Origin of the sequence: Bradyrhizobium sp. 76, assembly GCF_023073025.1 — a bacterium.
Taxonomy (GTDB): Bacteria; Pseudomonadota; Alphaproteobacteria; order Rhizobiales; family Xanthobacteraceae; genus Bradyrhizobium.
The window spans coordinates 514,939-532,168 of record NZ_JADPIS010000149.1 but is presented as its reverse complement, the minus strand read 5'-3'; the positions used below and the strand labels follow the sequence as shown (position 1 = coordinate 532,168).

Below are 17,230 nucleotides of genomic sequence, written 5' to 3'. Positions count from 1 at the left end.
ATATCATAAAACGGACGCCGGTGCGTTTGCATTGCAGGAGAAACCAATGACAAAAAAACCAACCAATGGGCATGCCCCCGCCGGCAACGGCGCTCGCCGCCACCTTCGCTCTCAGGAATGGTTCAACAATCCGCATAATCCGGGCATGACCGCTCTCTATCTGGAGCGCTATTTGAACTACGGTCTCACCCGCGCCGAGCTTCAGTCCGGCAAGCCGATCATCGGCATCGCACAGACCGGCAACGACCTCTCCCCCTGCAACCGCCACCATATCGAGCTTGCCCATCGCGTCCGCGAAGGCATCCGCGAGGCCGGCGGCATTGCGATGGAATTCCCGACCCATCCGATCCAGGAGACCGGCAAGCGCCCGACCGCGGCGCTCGACCGCAACCTGGCTTATCTCGGCCTGGTCGAGATCCTCTATGGCTATCCCCTCGACGGCGTGGTGCTGACCACCGGCTGCGACAAGACCACGCCGGCCTGCATGATGGCGGCGGCGACCGTCAACCTGCCCGCGATCGTGCTGTCGGGCGGGCCGATGCTCAACGGCTGGCATAATGGCGAGCGCACCGGCTCCGGCACCATCGTCTGGAAGTCGCGCGAGCGGCTTGCCGCCGGCGAGATCGACTATGAAGAATTCATGGAGATCGTGGCGTCATCGGCCCCCTCGGTCGGCCATTGCAACACCATGGGCACCGCCTCGACCATGAACGGGCTTGCGGAAGCGCTCGGTTTCTCGCTGCCGGGCTGTGCGGCGATCCCCGCTCCCTATCGCGAGCGCGGCCAGATCGCCTATGAGACGGGCAAGCGCGCCGTCGAGATGGTCTGGGAAGACCTCAAGCCTTCGGACATCCTGACCCGCAAGGCGTTCGAGAACTGCATCGTGATAAATTCGGCGATCGGCGGCTCGACCAACGCGCCGATCCACATCAATGCGCTGGCGCGCCACATCGGCGTCGAGCTCTCGATCGACGATTGGCAGAAGGTCGGCCATGACGTGCCGCTGCTGGTCAACATGCAGCCGGCCGGCTTCTATCTCGGCGAGGAATTCCACCGCGCCGGCGGCGTGCCGGCCGTGGTGCGCGAGCTGATGAAGCACAAGCGCATCCACGAGGACGCGGTCACGGTGAACGGCCGTGGCATCGGCGAGAACTGCGCCAATGCGCCAAAGCCCGACAACGACGTGATCTGGTCTTACGACAAGCCGCTGGTGAAGGACGCCGGCTTCCTGGTGTTGCGCGGCAATCTGTTCGATTCCGCGATCATGAAGACCAGCGTGATCTCCAAGGAGTTTCGCGACCGCTATCTCAGCAACCCCAAGGACCTCAACGCTTTCGAAGGCCGCGCCGTCGTGTTTGAGGGACCCGAGGACTATCACGAGCGGATTGACGATCCCTCGCTCGAGATCGACGAGCGCTGCGTGCTGTTCATCCGCGGCACCGGCCCGATCGGCTATCCCGGCGGCGCCGAGGTCGTGAACATGCAGCCGCCTGCGGCGCTGATCAAACGCGGCATCATGTCCCTGCCCTGCATTGGCGACGGCCGCCAGTCGGGCACCTCGGGCTCGCCTTCGATCCTCAATGCTTCGCCGGAAGCCGCCGCCAATGGCGGGCTCGCGATCCTCAGAAACGGCGACAAGGTGCGCGTCGATCTGAACAAGGGCAGCGCCAACATTCTCATCTCCGACGACGAGGTGAAGAAGCGCCACGCCGAGCTGACGGCCAATGGCGGCTTCAAGCATCCGCCGAACCAGACGCCGTGGCAGGAGCTTTATCGCAACACCGTCGGCCAGCAGTCGACCGGTGCCTGCATGGAGCTCGCCACGCGCTACCAGAACGTCGCCGGCACATTTGGCGTGGCGCGGGATAATCACTGATAGCCACACCGTCATTGCGAGCGCAGCGAAGCAATCCAGAGCTATCTCCGCGGAGACAGTCTGGATTGCCTCGTCGCAAGTGCTTCTCGCAATGACGATCCGATAGAACTTTCAGGCAAGGGAGAAGAAAAAATGGCAGACCGCCTCAAGGGAAAGCGCGCCGTCATCACGGCTGCAGCGGCAGGCATCGGACGCGCATGCGCCGTCGCATTCGCGCGTGAAGGCGCGACCGTCATCGCCACCGACATCAACGAGAGCGGCATCGCGAGCCTGGCCAAGGAAGGTATCGCCGAGACCGCGAAGCTCGACGTTCGCAACACCGCCGACGTCAACGCCTTCGCCAAGCGCGTCGGCAAGGTCGACATCCTGCTCAACGCAGCGGGCTTCGTGCATCACGGCACCATTCTCGAGTGTTCGGAAGAGGATTTTGATTTCTCGTTCGACCTCAACGTCAAGTCGATGCACCGGACCATCAGGGCCTTCCTGCCGGACATGCTCGCGGGCGGCGGCGGCAGTATCGTCAACATCTCCTCCTGCGCGGCGCTGCGGCCGCCGGCCAACCGCTACGTCTACAGCTCCTCGAAGGCCGCGGTGTCGCTGCTGACGCGCGCGGTCGCGCTCGACTTCATCACCAAGGGCATCCGCTGCAACAGCATCTGCCCTGGCACCGTCGAGACGCCTTCGATGCTCGACCGCGCCGCGGCGCAAGGGCCGCAGGGCAAGGAGATGTTCGTCTCCCGCCAGAAGATGGGCCGGCTCGGCACCGCCGACGAGATCGCGTCCATGGCGGTCTATCTCGGCAGTGACGAGAGCGCCTTCACCACCGGCGTCGACCTCGTCGTCGACGGCGGCTACATGCTCTGACGCCAAGGCATCCAGAAGGCATCCAGCATGAACAAGATCGATCTCAACGACCGTGTCGCGATCGTCACCGGCGGCGCGCAGGGCTTCGGCCGCGCCATCGTTCAGCGCTTCGTCGCCTCCGGCGCCAAAGTCGCGATCTGGGATTTTGATGCAGCCCTCGCCGAGAGGACGGCAAAGGAAATCGGCGACAATGCCCGCGTCTTCAAGGTCGACGTCACCGATGCCGCGGCCGTCGAGCAGGCCCGCGACGCCACGCTTGCCGCCTTCGGCAAGATCGACATCCTCGTCAACAACGCCGGCATTGCCGGGGTCAACAAGCCGGTCTGGGAGACCGATCTCGAGGAATGGCGGAAAGTTCTGCGCATCAACCTCGACGGCCCCTTCATCGTCTGCAAGGCGATCGTGCCCGCGATGCTCAAGCAGAAATACGGGCGCATCATCAACATCGCCTCGATCGCCGGCAAGGAAGGTAATCCGAACGCCTCGCACTATTCGGCGTCCAAGGCCGGCCTGATCGCGCTGACGAAGTCGCTCGGCAAGGAACTGGCGGCACATGACATCCTCGTCAATGCGGTGACGCCCGCGGCTGCGAAGACCGCGATCTTCGACCAAATGACGCAGCAGCATATCGACTTCATGCTGTCGAAGATTCCGAAAGCGCGCTTCGTACAGGTGGAAGAGTTGGCCGCGATGGTGAGCTGGCTCGCATCCGAGGACTGCGGGTTTTCGACCGGCGCCGTGTTCGACATCTCCGGCGGGCGCGCAACTTACTGAGGGCGTCATGGTCAGAGAAGGCGGATGCCTGTGCGGCGCGGTGCGATTCAAGGCGGAAGGCGAGCCGCTCAACGTTCGCATCTGCCATTGCCGCATATGCCAAAAGGCAATGGGCTCGCCCTACTTCGCCCGCGCGCAGTTCGACCAGCGCGCACTGACCGTCGAGGGCGACACCGCCCGCTACGCGTCGTCCGAGAACATCGACCGCGTGTTCTGCAAACGCTGCGGCACGCGGCTGTTCTCCTGGCGGCGCAACGGCACGCTGGCGGGCGTCGCACTGACGACGTTCGACGATCGCAACGCCTTCGCGCCGACCGAGCACATCTGGGTCTCCGAGAAGCTCGCCTGGCTGAAGCTCGACGACGGGCTGACGCAATATCCGGGGACCATTCCTGCATGAATTGCACGACTGCACGGCAGGTTCGGGGCGCCGATCATTTGCGGCGTGGCATTTCGGAACCGGCCACCCTATGTTGAGGTGAAGCGTTGCTGCACCGCCGGTTGGCTGGGTCGGCTGCATGACCGCAGGCAACCGGGACGGACGAGCCGTGAACATTTCTTTGTATGACCTGTCGGTGTGGGTGCTGCCGCTGCTGCTCGCCATCACCTTCCACGAGGCTGCGCACGCCTTCGTCGCATATCGTCTCGGTGACGACACCGCATGGCAGCTCGGCCGTGTCAGCTTCAACCCGCTCCGCCACATCGACCCGTTCGGCACGCTGATATTGCCGGCGATGCTGCTGTTCGCGCATTCGCCGTTCCTGTTCGGCTACGCCAAGCCTGTGCCGGTGAATTTTCGCAAACTCAACAACCCCAGGCTCGGCATGGTGTGGGTGGCACTGGCCGGGCCCGCCACCAACATCCTGCTGGCGTTGGCCGCAGCTCTTGCCCTGCACGCCCTGCCCTGGGCTCCGGCCAACTCGGCGCAATGGATCTTCGACAATCTCAAGAACGCACTGCTGATCAACGCGGTGCTGGCAGTGTTCAACATGATGCCGATCCCGCCGCTCGACGGCGGGCGCGTCGCGGTGGGGCTGCTGCCCCAGCCGCTTGCCCTGCCGCTGGCGCGGCTCGAGCCTTTCGGGATGCTGATCCTGATCGGCTTGCTGATCCTGCTACCGCTGGCAGGCTCCCAGTTCGGTCTAAATCTTGATGTTATTTCAGCAATACTGCGAACGTTGACCGGTTATGTGATTCAGGCTGTTCTCATTCTGACCGGCAATGCTTAGTTGAACAGCAACACACCCGAACACAAGCCGAAGGGCTCGAGGCCGACTTGGTCAAAGCTGCCGACATGCTGATCGCGCGACGCGCCGATACCCGCGCCCGCGCCGATTTCGCCACCTGGAAGATGATGGCCAAGCTCAACGGGTCGTCGGCGCTGCCTCCGGGGGCGCAGGAATTCCTCGTGAGCTACAAGAACCTGCAGGCACAGATGAACGAGGGTGAGGCTACCGAGGCCACCATCGGCGCCATCTACAAGGCCTACTATGCCGAGATGGGCGGCGCGGGAACCCCGCCTGACGTCCGCCCACGGGCGGCCGAGCCGGCGGCGGACAATGTTACCGCGTTCCGCCGCCCAGACCCGAAGCCGAAAAAGGCCAGTTTCTTCGGAGCAGCGACCGCGGGCGCAAGCCAGAAACGGCCGCTCCCAGTGGCGCTGATCTTCGCCTGCCTGGTCGTGGTCTATGTCGGGATCAGGCTCTACTGGCGCTGAGCCGTCTTCTTCTTTTTCTTTGCGTCCGGCGGCGTGAAGATGATGTCGACGGTGCGCTCGAACCGGTCGTCGGTCAGGTTGGCGGGCGGCTGCGGGATGGGATCGGACTTGCGGACAATCGAGATCGCCGCCGCATCGTAAGCTGCATCCCCGGACGACTCGACAACGTCGACTGAAAGCACGTTGCCCCGTCGGTTGATCGCGAAGCTGACCTTGACCTTCTGATTGTTGGGCTCCTTGCCCTCCGGGTTGACCTTGTGGGCCGTGAGATGCGCGCTGATCTTGCGATTCCAGTCCGCCGTGAGCTTCAGAATGTCCTTGCCGATGCCGAGCACAGGCGCTAGCGCCTTCTCGGCCTCGCGCGCGTCCTCGTCGAGCGTCTGCCGCGCCGTCGCAACGGACTTCGGCGAGGCTTCCGCAGCGGGCGTTTCGACCGCCGCAATCTTCGGATCCTCGTCCTGCGGCTTCTTCGAGATGTTCTCGGTGACGACCCGATCGGGATCGTCGACCTGTTGCGACTGATCCTTTGGAAGCTCGGTTTCCTTGGTCTCGGCCTTTTGCTCGGGAAGCGCCTGCTGTTCCTGCATCGCTTCACTATCCGGTCCCGGCGGAAGGTCGGTATCGGGCGCCTTCGGCGAGGCCATCTCGACAGCGAACTCCGCGCCGGTCGCGCCGAGGCCGTCGTCGCCGTCATCGGCCCGCAGGTGCGCCAGCGCGAGCGCGGCACCACCCAGATGGAGCGCGAGCGCCGCCAGCGCTGCCAAAATCCAAAGCGTCCGGGCTGGTCTGGACTCGTCCGACATCGCGGGCCTCTAAGGCTGAGCTGCGCCTGCCGCAGGCGCCCCCGGAGCGCCTTCCAGCGCAACCAGCTTCACCCGCGAATAGCCGCCTGAGCGCAACAGCTCCATGACGCCCATCAACTCGCCATACGGCACCGAGCGATCGGCGCGCAGGAAGACGTACTTGTCCTTGCTCATGTCGGACAGACCGTCCAGCGTGCCGATCAACTCGGCGCGGTGCACCGGGTTCTCTCCGATGGCGAGGGTCAAATCGGGCTTGATGCTGAGATAGGTCGGCTTCTCCGGCTTCTTCTGCGGCGTCGCGCTCGACGTCGGCAGATCGATCGGCAGGTCGACGGTCGAGAGCGGCGCTGCGACCATGAAGATGATCAGCAGCACCAGGATGACGTCGATGAACGGCGTGACGTTGATTTCATGCGTTTCGCCGAAATCGTCGTCGTCATCATTGTCTGCGAGCGAAACGCCCATGATTCACTCCGCCGCGCGCGAATGCACGCTGCCGTGGCTGCGGTCGAGATCGCGCGAGAGCAACCGTCCCGCAGCGCCCGAAGCACGGCTGACGAGCTCGAGATAGCTCTTCGTCACGCGCGAGAAGTAATTGTAGATGATGACGGCGGGAATGGCGGCGACCAGTCCGATCGCGGTGGCGAGCAGCGCCTCGGCGATACCGGGCGCGACGACGGCGAGGTTCGTGGTCTGCGACTTCGAGATGCCGATGAAGCTGTTCATGATGCCCCACACCGTGCCGAACAGGCCGACGAAGGGCGAGGTCGAGCCGATGGTCGCGAGCACACCCATGCCGACGCGGATGCGCCGCGCCTCCGCGCGCATGATCTCGGAGAAGCTCGAAGCCGCCCGCTCCTTGATGCCGGTGTCACTGGACAGGCCGGCCGACATCCGCGCCTCGCGCAGCGCCGCCGCCAGGAAGGACGGCAGGATGCCCGCCTTGGATCCGAGCGCCATCTGCGCTTCCGCGAGCGAGCGGGCCTCTGCGATCTTCTTCAGCGCCGAGCGAAGCTTGGTCGAGGCGATCGACAATTCGATCGACTTGGCGATCAGCACAGTCCAGGTCACGAGCGACGCAAAGGCGAGCCCGATCATCACTGCCTTCACGATGATATCCGCCGACTGGAACATCACCCAGGGCGACAATTCCTTCATGGCGGGCGCAATGCCGGCTGCCGTATCGGACTTTGCAGCCGCAGGCGCGGCAGCTTGGGGCGCCGCAGGCGGAGCAACAACCGGGACCGGGCTGACCGCGGACGACTGAGCCGCCGACTGGACCGGTGCCGCGGGTGCGGCTTGTGTCTGGGCAGAAACAGGGGATGCAAGCCAGGCGGCCGCCAGCACCAGCGCTGCGGCAAGGCTTGCTTGGAAGGACATGATCTTCATACTTCGGCCCAGTAGCGAATGAGATTGTGATAGATACCCGTCAATTTGACCGTTTCGGGATCGTCACGCCCGAGCCGTTCCACCAGCGCCTGTATCGCGGTGTCGAGGTCAAAGATCATGCTCCGGGCTTGATCGTCCCGTATCATGCTCTGAAGCCAGAAGAAAGACGCAACCCGCGTTCCCCTCGTCACCGGGGTGACCAGATGGAGGCTGGTCGAGGGATAGAGCACGCAGTCCCCGGCCTGCAACTTGACTTCGTGCGAACCGTAACTGTCCTCGATCACAAGTTCGCCACCGTCGTACTCCTCCGGCTCGGCCAGGAACAGCGTCACCGACAGATCCGTGCGGATCCGAAGGCCGGTCAGCCGGTCGCCGCGGATGGCATTGTCGACGTGCAGGCCGAAATGGTGGCCGCTGCTGGCCGCATAGCGGTTGAACAGCGGCGGGAAGATCTGGAGCGGGATCGCCGCGGCGATGAAGCGCGGGTTCGAAGTCAGCGCCGAAACGATGCGGTTGCCGAGCTTGCGCGCGACCTCGCTGTCCGGCGGCAATTGCTCGTTGCGCTTGACCATCGCCGACTGCGAGCCCGCGGTGGAGCGCCCGTCTTCCCATTCGCTGGCCTCCATGATGCGGCGGAAATCCACCACATCATCCTTGCTCAGAACGTCAGGAAGGCAGGTCAACATGATCAGAACTTCGCCGTCGTGATGAGGTAGAACGCCCGCCCCGGCGCGACCGCGACGAAGGGAACCGCGCTGCGATAGAGCGTATCGTAGTAGAGTTTGTTGGTGAGATTCTGGGCGTAGAACTTCATTGTCCAGTTCTTGTCGATCTTCTTCTCGACGAACGCGTCGAAGCGCCAGTAGCTCGGCAGCTCGTTGCCGGTATTGGCCGCGAACGTGCCGCCATACACCTTCGAACGGTACACCGCCTGACCGCCCAGCTCCCAGCCGTCGTCGAACTTGTACTTGGTCAGCATGCTGAACGATTGATGAGCCACATTGGCAAGCTGCAGGCCGAGATTTGAGGCGAGACCGCTCTGCGTGACCTTCGATTGCATCAACACCAGGCCGCCGAAGATGCTCCAGCGATCGGTGATCTTGCCTTCGGCCTCGATATCGATGCCCTGGATCCTGTAGGCAGCGCCCGAAGTCAGCAGGCCGCTGACGGTTTCGCGCGCATTGTCCTTCGTGGTCTGGAACAACGCGGCGCTGACCAGCAAATGGCGATCAGCCAGTTCCCATTTGGTGCCGAGTTCGGCTGCCTTGTTGCGCTCCGGCCCGAGCAAGATAGCCGTGTTGGCAGGAATGCCGCCGTAGTCGGTGGCGGTCGCGTCAAGCTCCGATCCGAACGGATTGGCCGAGGTCGCATAGGCCGCATAGAGGCTGCCGATCGACATCGGCTTGTAGACCAGGCCGACGTTGTAATTGACGAGATCGGCATTCTGTTTGAGATGATCCGCGTTGGTCGACGAACTCTGGCTGTAACCGTCGTAGCGCACGCCACCATTGACGATGATCGTGTCCTGCCAATTCGCGGTGTCCATGACGTAGACGCTGCTGGTGTTGACGCCATAGCGCGTCGGATTTCCAACCAGCGACGGCGTGTTGCTGAAGGGAATGTAGGTGTACTGCGGCGAGTAGAGGTTGACCCCCGGGACCGCCCCGCTGCTGGTCGAGCCGCCGCCGAACAGTTCCGACGAGAGGCCGGTGTAACGGTCGATCGAGATGTTCTCGTTGGCATATTCCACGCCGAACACCGCGGTGTGCTTGACCCCGCCGGTGTTGAGCTTGAACGTGGCCTCGTTCTGGTTGGCCCACACGTCGACGTTCTGGTAGCGGCTCTGCGCACTGGCCGTCGTGGTCCAGAGCAGCGGATTGGGGCTCGTCGTAACCGGGTTCTGCGGCAGCGTGCCGATATAATTCAGCAGCGAGTGCTCGCCGCGCACCTTGCTGCTCAGCGTGATGGCCTCGTTGACCTTGTACTCGATCGTGCCGGTGCCGAAATCCTGCCGCGCGGTCTGGAAGTCGCGGTTGAGGAAGCCGTACCAGTTACCACGCGGAATGCCCGCCGACGTCACCGGGACGTTGCCCTGCTTGTAGTAGGGCACGCCGAAATCAGGATAGCCGCTGAGGTCGGTGTGGACGTAGTTCGTCGTGATCTTGATGTCGTTGGTCGGGGTATACTTGGTCGCGATGAACGAACCCCAGCGATTGTCGGTGACGTAATCACGGCCGGCGACGTTGGCGTCCTGGAACAGGCCGCCGGCGCGCACCGAGAACGTCGGATCGATGACCTGGTTGACGTCGAGCGTGACCCGCTTGGTCCGGTCGGTGCCGAACTCGGTGTCCATTCGCTTGAAATTGACGTCGCCAGCCTGCTTGGTGACGATGTTGATGGCACCGCCGGCGGTGCCGCGGCCTGCGTAGGACGAGGCCGGCCCGCGCAGAATCTCGATCTGCTCGGTGAAGAAGTTCTCGCGGATCGAGACCGCGGGATCGCGGATACCGTCGATGAAGACGTCGTTGCGCGCATCGAAGCCGCGGATGAAGAAGCGATCCCCGAACGCGTTGCCGCCTTCCCCAGATCCCAGCGTCACGCCGGCGGTCGAGCGCCCGATCTCCTTCAGCGTCGTGGCGTTCTTGTCCTCGAGCACTTCCTTGCTGAGCACGGTGATGGTCTTCGGCGTGTTCAGCATTGGCTCGGGAAACTTGCCGGAGGCCTGGACGTGGTCGACCTTGTAGGGTGCCGCCGGATCGGAATAGGGATTGCGATCGGCTTCGCCGGCTGGAACGGTGGGAGCGGTCTGCTGCGCCGCCTGCTGCCGCTGCGCGGCGCGGCGAAGCGCATTGCGCGCGCGGACCTGGTCCGCCGTCGGCTTCGAAGCCACCGGGCGCGGACGCGCGACCGGCGCATCGACCGTTACCGGCGGCAGGTTCGACTGCTGCGCCTCCGCGCCGCTCGACACCGATGCTGCCGCGATCAGGCCCGCGACAGCCGAGACCTTCTTGCCGGAAACGCCCGTGAACTTTTCATCGAATGCTGCGACCGAACGCAACGACTTCGGTGCGACCACCTGCCCCATTACCAACACGCCCCATATTCCTGTTCGCCCATTCACTTCGATGAGCGATTGGAGTGTTGGTATCGGCCGCAAAATAGCGGGTCAATGCGAGCAAGCCGCGAGAACCCTTGAATAAGTCCAGATCAAAACGATTCTAAACTGCAGTTTGAAATCGTTCTAAATCAAGATTGGATTTGTTCTAAAGCGAGCGCGAGATCGGCGGTCGCGCGCGCATCGTCAATCACTGCTCGGCGGCTTCATCAGCGAGAACAATTCATCGACGGTCTTCTGCGCCACCGCGCGCACGCGATCGCTGTTGTCCATGCCGGCAATGTTGACGCCCCCGACGACGGCTCTGATCTCGTCGCGGAAGTCGGTGAGAAAGTGCAAGGGATCACGCTGCTCGTTGGCGACGCGTGCGATCAGTCCCGTGATCAGGATTTGACACGCGATCAGCTTGCCGTTCAGTTCGTCCATCCTGCGCTCCCATTGCAACGCGCCGATATGGCCGATGCCGAATTTCCTGACAACCGAAACGGCCTCTGCGCGACTTAGAACCGTTCTTGGGAGCCGCCCCGCGTAGCGCATCCCTATCCCGCGCACACCGCTTCCGAGCATTGCACAAGATTTGCTCGCAGATCGTTCGTGGCGGGAGAATGCAGCACTGCACACCGTAGTGACACGGAGCTGCCTAGACAGTGCAAAGCTTTCCAATTGTTTAGGATTCTCTGCCGATAGTGCTGTTTACACTGGAACTTGGCGTGTATTATACAAGCGCGCTGGAACCCTATGATTGCCTCACAATTCGTAGCTTAAGGCACAAGAGCCGACACGAGACGATATGAAAAAGTCCCGGCCGATCCTCTGGATTCTGATCATCGCGGCCGTGGCCTCCGCGGGTTACTATGGTTGGCAGAAATTCGGCTCGCCCGACGCTGGAAAAACCCAGACCGCACAGAAGGGGCCGCAGCGCCCGCCCGCCGTCCCCGTGAGCGTTTCGCCGGTCCAGAAGGTGGACTTTCCGGTTTACCTGACCGGTCTCGGCACGGTTGCGGGCTTCAACACCGTCCAAGTCCGGACCCGGGTGGATGGGCAGATCGACAAGATTGCCTTCACCGAAGGCCAGATCGTCAAGGAGGGCGAGCTCCTCGCCTCGATCGATCCCCGCCCCTATCAGGCCACGCTCGACCAGGCCAAGGCCAAGAAGGCGCAGGACGAGGCAAATCTGGCCAACGCCAATCTCGAGCTCCAGCGCGCCATGAAACTCGGCGAATTCGCCACCGCACAGCGGGTCGACACCCAGCGCTCCACGGTCGCCCAGCTCACCGCGCAGATCGCCGCCGACGAAGCTTCGATCTCCAACGCGCAGACCCAGCTCGACTACACCCAGGTCAAGGCGCCGATCACCGGCGTCGCGGGCCTGCGCCAGGTCGACGTCGGCAACATCGTCAATTCCTCGACGCAGACCGGCATCGTCACGATCTCGCAGGTCGAGCCGATCTCGGTGATCTTCACCGCACCAGAAGACCAGCTGCCCTATATCAGCGAGGGCCAGAAGGCCGGCGCGCTCAGGGTGATCGCCTTCACCACCGACGGCAAGAAGACTCTGGCCGAGGGCAAGCTCGCCGTCATCAACAACCAGGTCGACACCAGCAGCGGCACGATCCGGCTCAAGGCGGTGTTCGACAACAAGGACCACGCGCTGTGGCCCGGGCAGTCGGTGTCGACGCGCCTGCTGGTGCGCACTCTGAAGGATGCGACCGTTGTCCCGGATGACGCGGTCCAGCACTCCACCAACGGCCTCTACGCCTATACCGTCAACCAGGACAACAAGGCCGAGGTGCACAAGATCAAGGTCAGCTACGCGATTGACGGACGTTCGGTCGTCGACGAAGGGCTGACGCCCGGGCAGCAGGTGATCACCGGGGGCCAATTCAAGGTCCAGCCCGGAAGCCTCGTCTCCACGGCCGTGGCGAGTACGGATCCGGCGCAGAACAAGGTTCGACAGGAATGAACGCGGGCGGGATTTCGGCACCTTTCATCCGTTATCCCATCGGCACCTCGCTGCTGATGGCCGGCATTCTCTTCGTCGGTCTCGTCGCCTATCCCCTGCTGCCTGTCGCGCCCCTGCCGCAGGTGGACTTCCCGACCATCCAGATCACCGCCAATCTGCCGGGCGGCAGCCCCGAGACCATGGCCTCGTCGGTGGCCCAGCCGCTCGAACGGCAATTCGCCCAGATCCCGGGCATCGCCCAGATGACCTCGACGAGCTATCTGGGCACCGCGTCGATCACCATCCAGTTCGACCTCAACCGCAGCATCGACGGCGCCGCCAACGACGTGCAGGGCGCCATCAACGCCGCGAGCGGTCAGCTGCCGAAGAACCTGCCCTCCCCACCAACCTACCGCAAGGTCAACCCGGCCGACGCCCCGATCCTGCTGTTGTCGGCAACCTCCGAGACAATGCCGCTGACCAGCGTCAGCGACGCGGTCGATGCCCAGCTCGCCCAGCAGATCAGCCAGCTCTCGGGCGTCGCGCAGGTCTTCATCGGCGGCCAGCAGAAGCCCTCGATCCGCATTCAGATCGACCCGGCGAAGCTCGTCGCCAAGGGCCTGTCGATGGAGGACGTGCGCAGCCAGATCGCGATCACCACGGTCGACAGCCCCAAGGGCAACATCGACGGCCCGAAGCGCGCCTACACGATCTACGCCAACGACCAGCTCACCCAGGCCAAGGACTGGAACGACGTCATCATCGCCTATCGCAACGGCGGTCCCTTGCGAATCCGCGACATCGGCCAGGCGGTCAGCGGCCCCGAGGACGCCAAGCAGGCGGCCTGGGCCAACGGCAAGCGCGGCGTGTTCCTGGTGGTGTTCAAGCAACCCGGCGCCAACGTCATCGAGACCGTCGACCGGATCAAGGCGACGTTGCCTCGCCTCGTCGCAGCGATCCCGCCCGCGATCAAGATCGAGGTCATCAGCGACCGCACCACGACAATTCGCGCCGCGGTCGAAGACGTCCAGTTCACGCTGCTGCTGACCATTGCGCTGGTCGTCATGGTCATCTTCATCTTCCTGCGCAGCTTCTGGGCAACGGTCATTCCCACCATCACGGTGCCACTGGCGCTGCTGGGCGCGTGCGCGCTGATGTGGGTGTTCGGCTACTCGCTCGACAATCTGTCGCTGATGGCACTCACCATCGCGGTCGGATTTGTCGTCGACGACGCCATTGTGATGCTGGAGAACATCACGCGCTACATCGAGGAAGGCGAATCGCCGATGGCGGCGGCCTTCAAGGGCTCGAAGGAAATCGGCTTCACCATCGTCTCGATCAGCATCTCGCTGGTCGCGGTGCTGATTCCGCTGCTGCTGATGGGCGGCATCATCGGGCGCCTGTTCCGCGAATTCGCCGTCGTGCTGGCGATGACGATCTTCGTCTCGATGTTCGTGTCGCTGACCCTGACGCCGATGATGGCCTCGCGCTTCCTGCGCGCCCATGGCGAGGTCACCCACGGCAAGTTCTACCAATGGAGCGAGCGCGGCTTCGACCGGATGTTGCGCGGTTACGAATGGATGCTCGACCATGCCCTGGCCTGGCGCCGCACCACGCTCACGATCTTCTTCGCGACCCTTGCCCTGTCCGTCTATCTGTTCGTGCTGATCCCGAAAGGGTTCTTCCCGCAACAGGACGTCGGCCTGATCACTGCGACCTCGGAAGCCTCCCAGGACATCTCGTTCGCGGAGATGCAGCGCCGCCAGGTCGAGCTCGGCAAGATCGTGATGGACGATCCCGACATCGCATCCATCGCGATGAACATCGGCGGCAGCGGCCGCGCCGGCAACAACGGCAACATGTTCATCACGCTGAAGCCGCGCAACGAGCGCGAAGCCTCCGCGCAGCAGATCATCGCGCGGCTGCGTCCCAAGCTCGAGAAGGTGTCCGGCGCCCGCCTCTACATGCAGGCAGCCCAGGACGTCCGGCTCGGCGGCCGGCCGACGCGCACCCAGTTCGAGTTTACCCTGCAGGACGCCGATCTCGCCGAGCTCAACGACTGGGCACCGAAGATCCTCGCCAAGATGCAGACCTTGCCGCAACTGCGCGACGTTGCGACCGACCAGCAGACCCAGGGCACCACGGTTCAGCTCAAGATCAACCGCGATACTGCAGCGCGTTACGGAATCCAGCCGCAGCTGATCGACGACACGCTCTACGACGCCTTCGGACAGCGCCAGGTCACGCAGTATTTCACCCAGCTCAACACCTACAAGGTGATCCTCGAGATCCTGCCGGAGATGCAGGGCAGCCTCGAGAGCCTGAACAAGCTCTACCTGAAATCTCCGCTGACCGGCGACCAGGTGCCGCTGTCGACCTTCGCGACCTGGAGCACCGATCCTGTGCGCCCGCTTTCGATCAGCCACCAAGGGCAGTTCCCAGCAATCACGATCAGCTTCAACCTCGCCCAGGGCGTCGCGCTCGGCCAGGCCACCGAGGCTGTGCAGAAGGCGATGGCCGATCTCGGCGCGCCGCCGACGCTCAATTCGAGCTTCCAGGGCACGGCACAGGCGTTCCAGCAATCGCTCGGCACCGTGCCGCTCCTCATCCTCGCAGCGCTGGTCGTGGTCTATCTGATCCTCGGCATCCTCTACGAGAGCTACATCCATCCGATCACGATTCTGTCGACCCTGCCCTCGGCCGGCGTCGGCGCGCTCGCGATCCTGATGGCGGCCGGCTTCGAGTTCAGCCTCATTGCTTTGATCGGAGTCATTCTGCTGATCGGCATCGTGAAGAAGAACGGCATCATGATGGTGGACTTCGCCATCGCCGCGGAGCGCGACGAGCACAAGACGCCGGCGGAATCGATCCGGCAGGCGGCGCTGTTACGCTTCCGTCCGATCATGATGACGACGATGGCTGCCCTGCTCGGCGGCGTGCCGCTGATGCTCGGCCACGGCACCGGCGCCGAGATTCGCCAGCCGCTCGGCTACGCCATGGTCGGCGGTCTGATCGTCAGCCAGGCGCTGACGCTGTTCACCACGCCGGTCGTCTATCTCTATCTCGACGAGCTCAACAACTGGTTCTCGGGCTGGGGCCGTAAGGGTTATGGTGAAGGCGACGAGACGGTCGAGCACGGCACCGTTAAGGAAGCTGCCGAGTAGCAGCTTGCACCGCACGCCTCACGACGTTACAGCGAGCCCCTCGGTTCACGTCAACGCGGTCTTGCCATGCCCATGCAATCCAGACTTGTCGCCCTTGCCGCCGCTGTCCTGGTGTCGGCGGGTGCCGCGCATGCCCAGCAAGGCGCCAAGAAGAGCGCGGCTCCCTCTGCTCCGGCGGCACAGCCCGCGCCGGCTCCGACGCAGCCGCAGGCTGACGGCGCTGCGGCGCAGCAGCCCGGCTGGGTCGTGCGCTGCACCAGCGTCAGCCGCGACGCACCGCTCGAATGCGCGATGGAGCAGAACGCGGTGCTCACCAAGACCGGCCAGACCATCGTCCTGATTAACATCCGCATCGCACCCGACACCCGCACACCCGTGGCGCTGCTGCAATTGCCGCTTGGCCTCAACCTTCCCATCGGCGCCAAGCTCCAGGTCGACGACGGCAAGACGGTCGATCTCCAGATCCAGACCTGCGAGAACCGCGGCTGCTACGCATCGACGCCGATCGCGCCAGACCTGTTGGCCACTTTAAGGTCAGGCAAGCAGCTGAAGGTCTCCTTCCAGAATATGGCCAAGGAAACGATCGCGATCCCGATGCCGCTGGGCGATTTCGCGGCGGCCTACGATAAAATCAAATAGCCGTATCGTCGTCACTGCCGCGCCATCTGCGCGTTGCCGACGGCATCGCCGTCGAGCTTCTGGTCGTTGTGCATGTCTCGCTGACGTGCGAGCGCCGTCCGGTGAATTGGAACGGCGCATCGTAGTGCGACACGGGGCTGCCGCGATCGCGGCCGATGTCGAGGCCGGACCACGAGATCAGCATGTGGAATCCGAGCTGGGTCTGCAGCGCTCCCGCCGGCTCGCCGTCGATCAGCCGCGTGTAGCCGGTGACGCCGGTACGCGAGCCCTTGGCCGGCGGCTCCTTGCGCACGAGACGTTCGACATGCACGCCGAGCCGCCGCGCGCCCGACGGCACCTAGCGCTCCGAGCGGACGATCTGGTGACTGCCGCCGATGCTGAGGTCATGCACGAGATCGCCGTCCTTGACGTAAAGGCTGTAGGTGGCAAGTGAAACGGCTAGCCACGATGCTGCTGCATGGGCAAGCACCGATGTGTGGGGCTGGTCAGCGCCCTCACTTCACGGGTCGCTCGCCCTCAGCAGCGTCGTGAAGCCGCCATAGATCATGCGCTTGCCGTCGAACGGCATGCCCTCCAACTTCAGCCGCGGGTCCGCCATCACCTTCTTGTTGACGGCGTCGCGAGTCTCCCGGTCGCGATAGATGATCCATGAGAACACCACGATCTCGTCCTCCTTCGCCATCACCGCGCGCGGAAACGAGGTCAGCTCGCCATAGGGCACGTCGTCGCCGATGCATTCGACATAATCGAGCGCACCGTGCTCCATCCAGATGGCGCAGGCTGTTGTCGCCAGCGCCTTGTACGCCTCGATGTTGTCCTTTGGCACGGCCAGCACGAAACCATCGACATAGGGCATCACGGATCTCCTTGGGTTGTGTGTCCGGAGGACGATCCAGCGCGCGGCGGCCCGACTCGTCGTGGCACCCACAAGGTGAGGCAAACTGTCG

The 17,230-nt window shown here is 63.7% G+C and carries 17 protein-coding genes; 9 read left to right on the top strand and 8 right to left on the bottom strand.

Annotated features, from left to right (window positions below; genetic code table 11):
- Positions 1–46 precede the first annotated feature (46 nt).
- From IVB48_RS38005 to IVB48_RS37980, 6 genes are all read left to right on the top strand, one after another.
- Positions 47–1,876: an IlvD/Edd family dehydratase gene (locus IVB48_RS38005; protein ID WP_247408246.1), complete on the top strand. Its 1,830-nt coding sequence runs from the start codon at positions 47–49 to the stop codon at positions 1,874–1,876.
- 132 nt (positions 1,877–2,008) lie between these two features.
- On the top strand, positions 2,009–2,740 hold the full coding sequence (locus IVB48_RS38000; protein ID WP_027569534.1) for an SDR family oxidoreductase: 732 nt from the start codon (positions 2,009–2,011) through the stop codon (positions 2,738–2,740).
- 27 nt (positions 2,741–2,767) lie between these two features.
- A complete protein-coding gene (locus IVB48_RS37995) occupies positions 2,768–3,514 on the top strand; it encodes an SDR family NAD(P)-dependent oxidoreductase (protein ID WP_247408244.1) in 747 nt (248 codons plus the stop codon).
- A gap of 7 nt (positions 3,515–3,521) precedes the next feature.
- The gene (locus IVB48_RS37990; protein ID WP_247408242.1) at positions 3,522–3,914 is read left to right on the top strand and encodes a GFA family protein; all 393 of its coding nucleotides are present in this window, start codon (positions 3,522–3,524) and stop codon (positions 3,912–3,914) included.
- 148 nt (positions 3,915–4,062) lie between these two features.
- Positions 4,063–4,743, top strand: coding sequence for a site-2 protease family protein (locus IVB48_RS37985; protein ID WP_027569531.1), 681 nt, complete (start codon positions 4,063–4,065; stop codon positions 4,741–4,743).
- Positions 4,744–4,808: 65 nt separating this feature from the next.
- A complete protein-coding gene (locus IVB48_RS37980; RefSeq protein WP_027569530.1) occupies positions 4,809–5,231 on the top strand; it encodes a hypothetical protein in 423 nt (140 codons plus the stop codon).
- Here the strand turns inward: IVB48_RS37980 and IVB48_RS37975 are convergent.
- The 6 genes from IVB48_RS37975 to IVB48_RS37950 all read right to left on the bottom strand — a co-directional run bounded on the left by IVB48_RS37975 (position 5,219) and on the right by IVB48_RS37950 (position 10,964).
- Entirely contained in the window at positions 5,219–6,034 is an 816-nt protein-coding gene (locus IVB48_RS37975) for a TonB family protein (protein WP_247408240.1), read from the bottom strand. The two genes, IVB48_RS37980 and IVB48_RS37975, sit on opposite strands and share 13 nt — an antisense overlap.
- Positions 6,035–6,043: 9 nt before the next feature.
- Positions 6,044–6,499, bottom strand: a complete 456-nt coding sequence (gene exbD / locus IVB48_RS37970; protein ID WP_247408238.1) for a TonB system transport protein ExbD — start codon at positions 6,497–6,499, stop codon at positions 6,044–6,046.
- 3 nt (positions 6,500–6,502) lie between these two features.
- Complete coding sequence (gene exbB, locus IVB48_RS37965) at positions 6,503–7,423, bottom strand: tonB-system energizer ExbB (protein WP_247408235.1); 921 nt, start codon at positions 7,421–7,423, stop codon at positions 6,503–6,505.
- Positions 7,420–8,109 (bottom strand): Fe2+-dependent dioxygenase, encoded by a 690-nt coding sequence (locus tag IVB48_RS37960; protein WP_247408233.1) that lies wholly within the window; start codon positions 8,107–8,109, stop codon positions 7,420–7,422. The genes exbB and IVB48_RS37960 overlap by 4 nt, the downstream gene beginning before the upstream one ends.
- A 2-nt stretch (positions 8,110–8,111) precedes the next feature.
- Positions 8,112–10,508 carry a TonB-dependent receptor gene (locus IVB48_RS37955; RefSeq protein ID WP_027569526.1) on the bottom strand — a complete coding sequence of 799 codons (2,397 nt, stop codon included), beginning with the start codon at positions 10,506–10,508 and terminating at the stop codon, positions 8,112–8,114.
- A 216-nt stretch (positions 10,509–10,724) separates the two neighbouring features.
- A complete protein-coding gene (locus IVB48_RS37950) occupies positions 10,725–10,964 on the bottom strand; it encodes a hypothetical protein (RefSeq protein WP_247286580.1) in 240 nt (79 codons plus the stop codon).
- Between the two features lie 364 nt (positions 10,965–11,328).
- On the opposite strand from IVB48_RS37950, the gene IVB48_RS37945 reads away from it, so the two are divergent.
- From IVB48_RS37945 to IVB48_RS37935, 3 genes are all read left to right on the top strand, one after another.
- Positions 11,329–12,501 (top strand): efflux RND transporter periplasmic adaptor subunit, encoded by a 1,173-nt coding sequence (locus IVB48_RS37945; RefSeq protein ID WP_027569524.1) that lies wholly within the window; start codon positions 11,329–11,331, stop codon positions 12,499–12,501.
- Positions 12,498–15,644 carry a multidrug efflux RND transporter permease subunit gene (locus tag IVB48_RS37940; protein WP_247408231.1) on the top strand — a complete coding sequence of 1,049 codons (3,147 nt, stop codon included), beginning with the start codon at positions 12,498–12,500 and terminating at the stop codon, positions 15,642–15,644. Before IVB48_RS37945 ends, IVB48_RS37940 begins: the two co-directional genes overlap by 4 nt.
- Positions 15,645–15,710: 66 nt before the next feature.
- Positions 15,711–16,283: an invasion associated locus B family protein gene (locus IVB48_RS37935; RefSeq protein WP_247408230.1), complete on the top strand. Its 573-nt coding sequence runs from the start codon at positions 15,711–15,713 to the stop codon at positions 16,281–16,283.
- On the opposite strand, the gene IVB48_RS37930 is transcribed toward IVB48_RS37935, so the two are convergent.
- Complete coding sequence (locus IVB48_RS37930) at positions 16,276–16,620, bottom strand: hypothetical protein (protein WP_247408228.1); 345 nt, start codon at positions 16,618–16,620, stop codon at positions 16,276–16,278. The two genes, IVB48_RS37935 and IVB48_RS37930, sit on opposite strands and share 8 nt — an antisense overlap.
- Before the next feature lie 162 nt (positions 16,621–16,782).
- Positions 16,783–17,139: a DUF1428 family protein gene (locus IVB48_RS37925; RefSeq protein ID WP_247408226.1), complete on the bottom strand. Its 357-nt coding sequence runs from the start codon at positions 17,137–17,139 to the stop codon at positions 16,783–16,785.
- Positions 17,140–17,230 lie beyond the last annotated feature (91 nt).

Bases quoted from the DNA above. Each gene is read 5' to 3' on its own strand.
- IVB48_RS37960 (WP_247408233.1), bottom strand. From the start codon at position 8,109: ATGTTGACCTGCCTTCCTGACGTTCTGAGCAAGGATGATGTGGTGGAT.
- IVB48_RS38005 (WP_247408246.1), top strand. From the start codon at position 47: ATGACAAAAAAACCAACCAATGGGCATGCCCCCGCCGGCAACGGCGCT.
- IVB48_RS37925 (WP_247408226.1), bottom strand. From the start codon at position 17,139: ATGCCCTATGTCGATGGTTTCGTGCTGGCCGTGCCAAAGGACAACATC.
- exbB (WP_247408235.1), bottom strand. From the start codon at position 7,423: ATGAAGATCATGTCCTTCCAAGCAAGCCTTGCCGCAGCGCTGGTGCTG.
- exbD (WP_247408238.1), bottom strand. From the start codon at position 6,499: ATGGGCGTTTCGCTCGCAGACAATGATGACGACGACGATTTCGGCGAA.
- IVB48_RS37975 (WP_247408240.1), bottom strand. From the start codon at position 6,034: ATGTCGGACGAGTCCAGACCAGCCCGGACGCTTTGGATTTTGGCAGCG.
- IVB48_RS37935 (WP_247408230.1), top strand. From the start codon at position 15,711: ATGCCCATGCAATCCAGACTTGTCGCCCTTGCCGCCGCTGTCCTGGTG.
- IVB48_RS37950 (WP_247286580.1), bottom strand. From the start codon at position 10,964: ATGGACGAACTGAACGGCAAGCTGATCGCGTGTCAAATCCTGATCACG.
- IVB48_RS37940 (WP_247408231.1), top strand. From the start codon at position 12,498: ATGAACGCGGGCGGGATTTCGGCACCTTTCATCCGTTATCCCATCGGC.
- IVB48_RS37990 (WP_247408242.1), top strand. From the start codon at position 3,522: ATGGTCAGAGAAGGCGGATGCCTGTGCGGCGCGGTGCGATTCAAGGCG.
- IVB48_RS37980 (WP_027569530.1), top strand. From the start codon at position 4,809: ATGCTGATCGCGCGACGCGCCGATACCCGCGCCCGCGCCGATTTCGCC.
- IVB48_RS37995 (WP_247408244.1), top strand. From the start codon at position 2,768: ATGAACAAGATCGATCTCAACGACCGTGTCGCGATCGTCACCGGCGGC.
- IVB48_RS37955 (WP_027569526.1), bottom strand. From the start codon at position 10,508: ATGGGGCAGGTGGTCGCACCGAAGTCGTTGCGTTCGGTCGCAGCATTC.
- IVB48_RS38000 (WP_027569534.1), top strand. From the start codon at position 2,009: ATGGCAGACCGCCTCAAGGGAAAGCGCGCCGTCATCACGGCTGCAGCG.
- IVB48_RS37945 (WP_027569524.1), top strand. From the start codon at position 11,329: ATGAAAAAGTCCCGGCCGATCCTCTGGATTCTGATCATCGCGGCCGTG.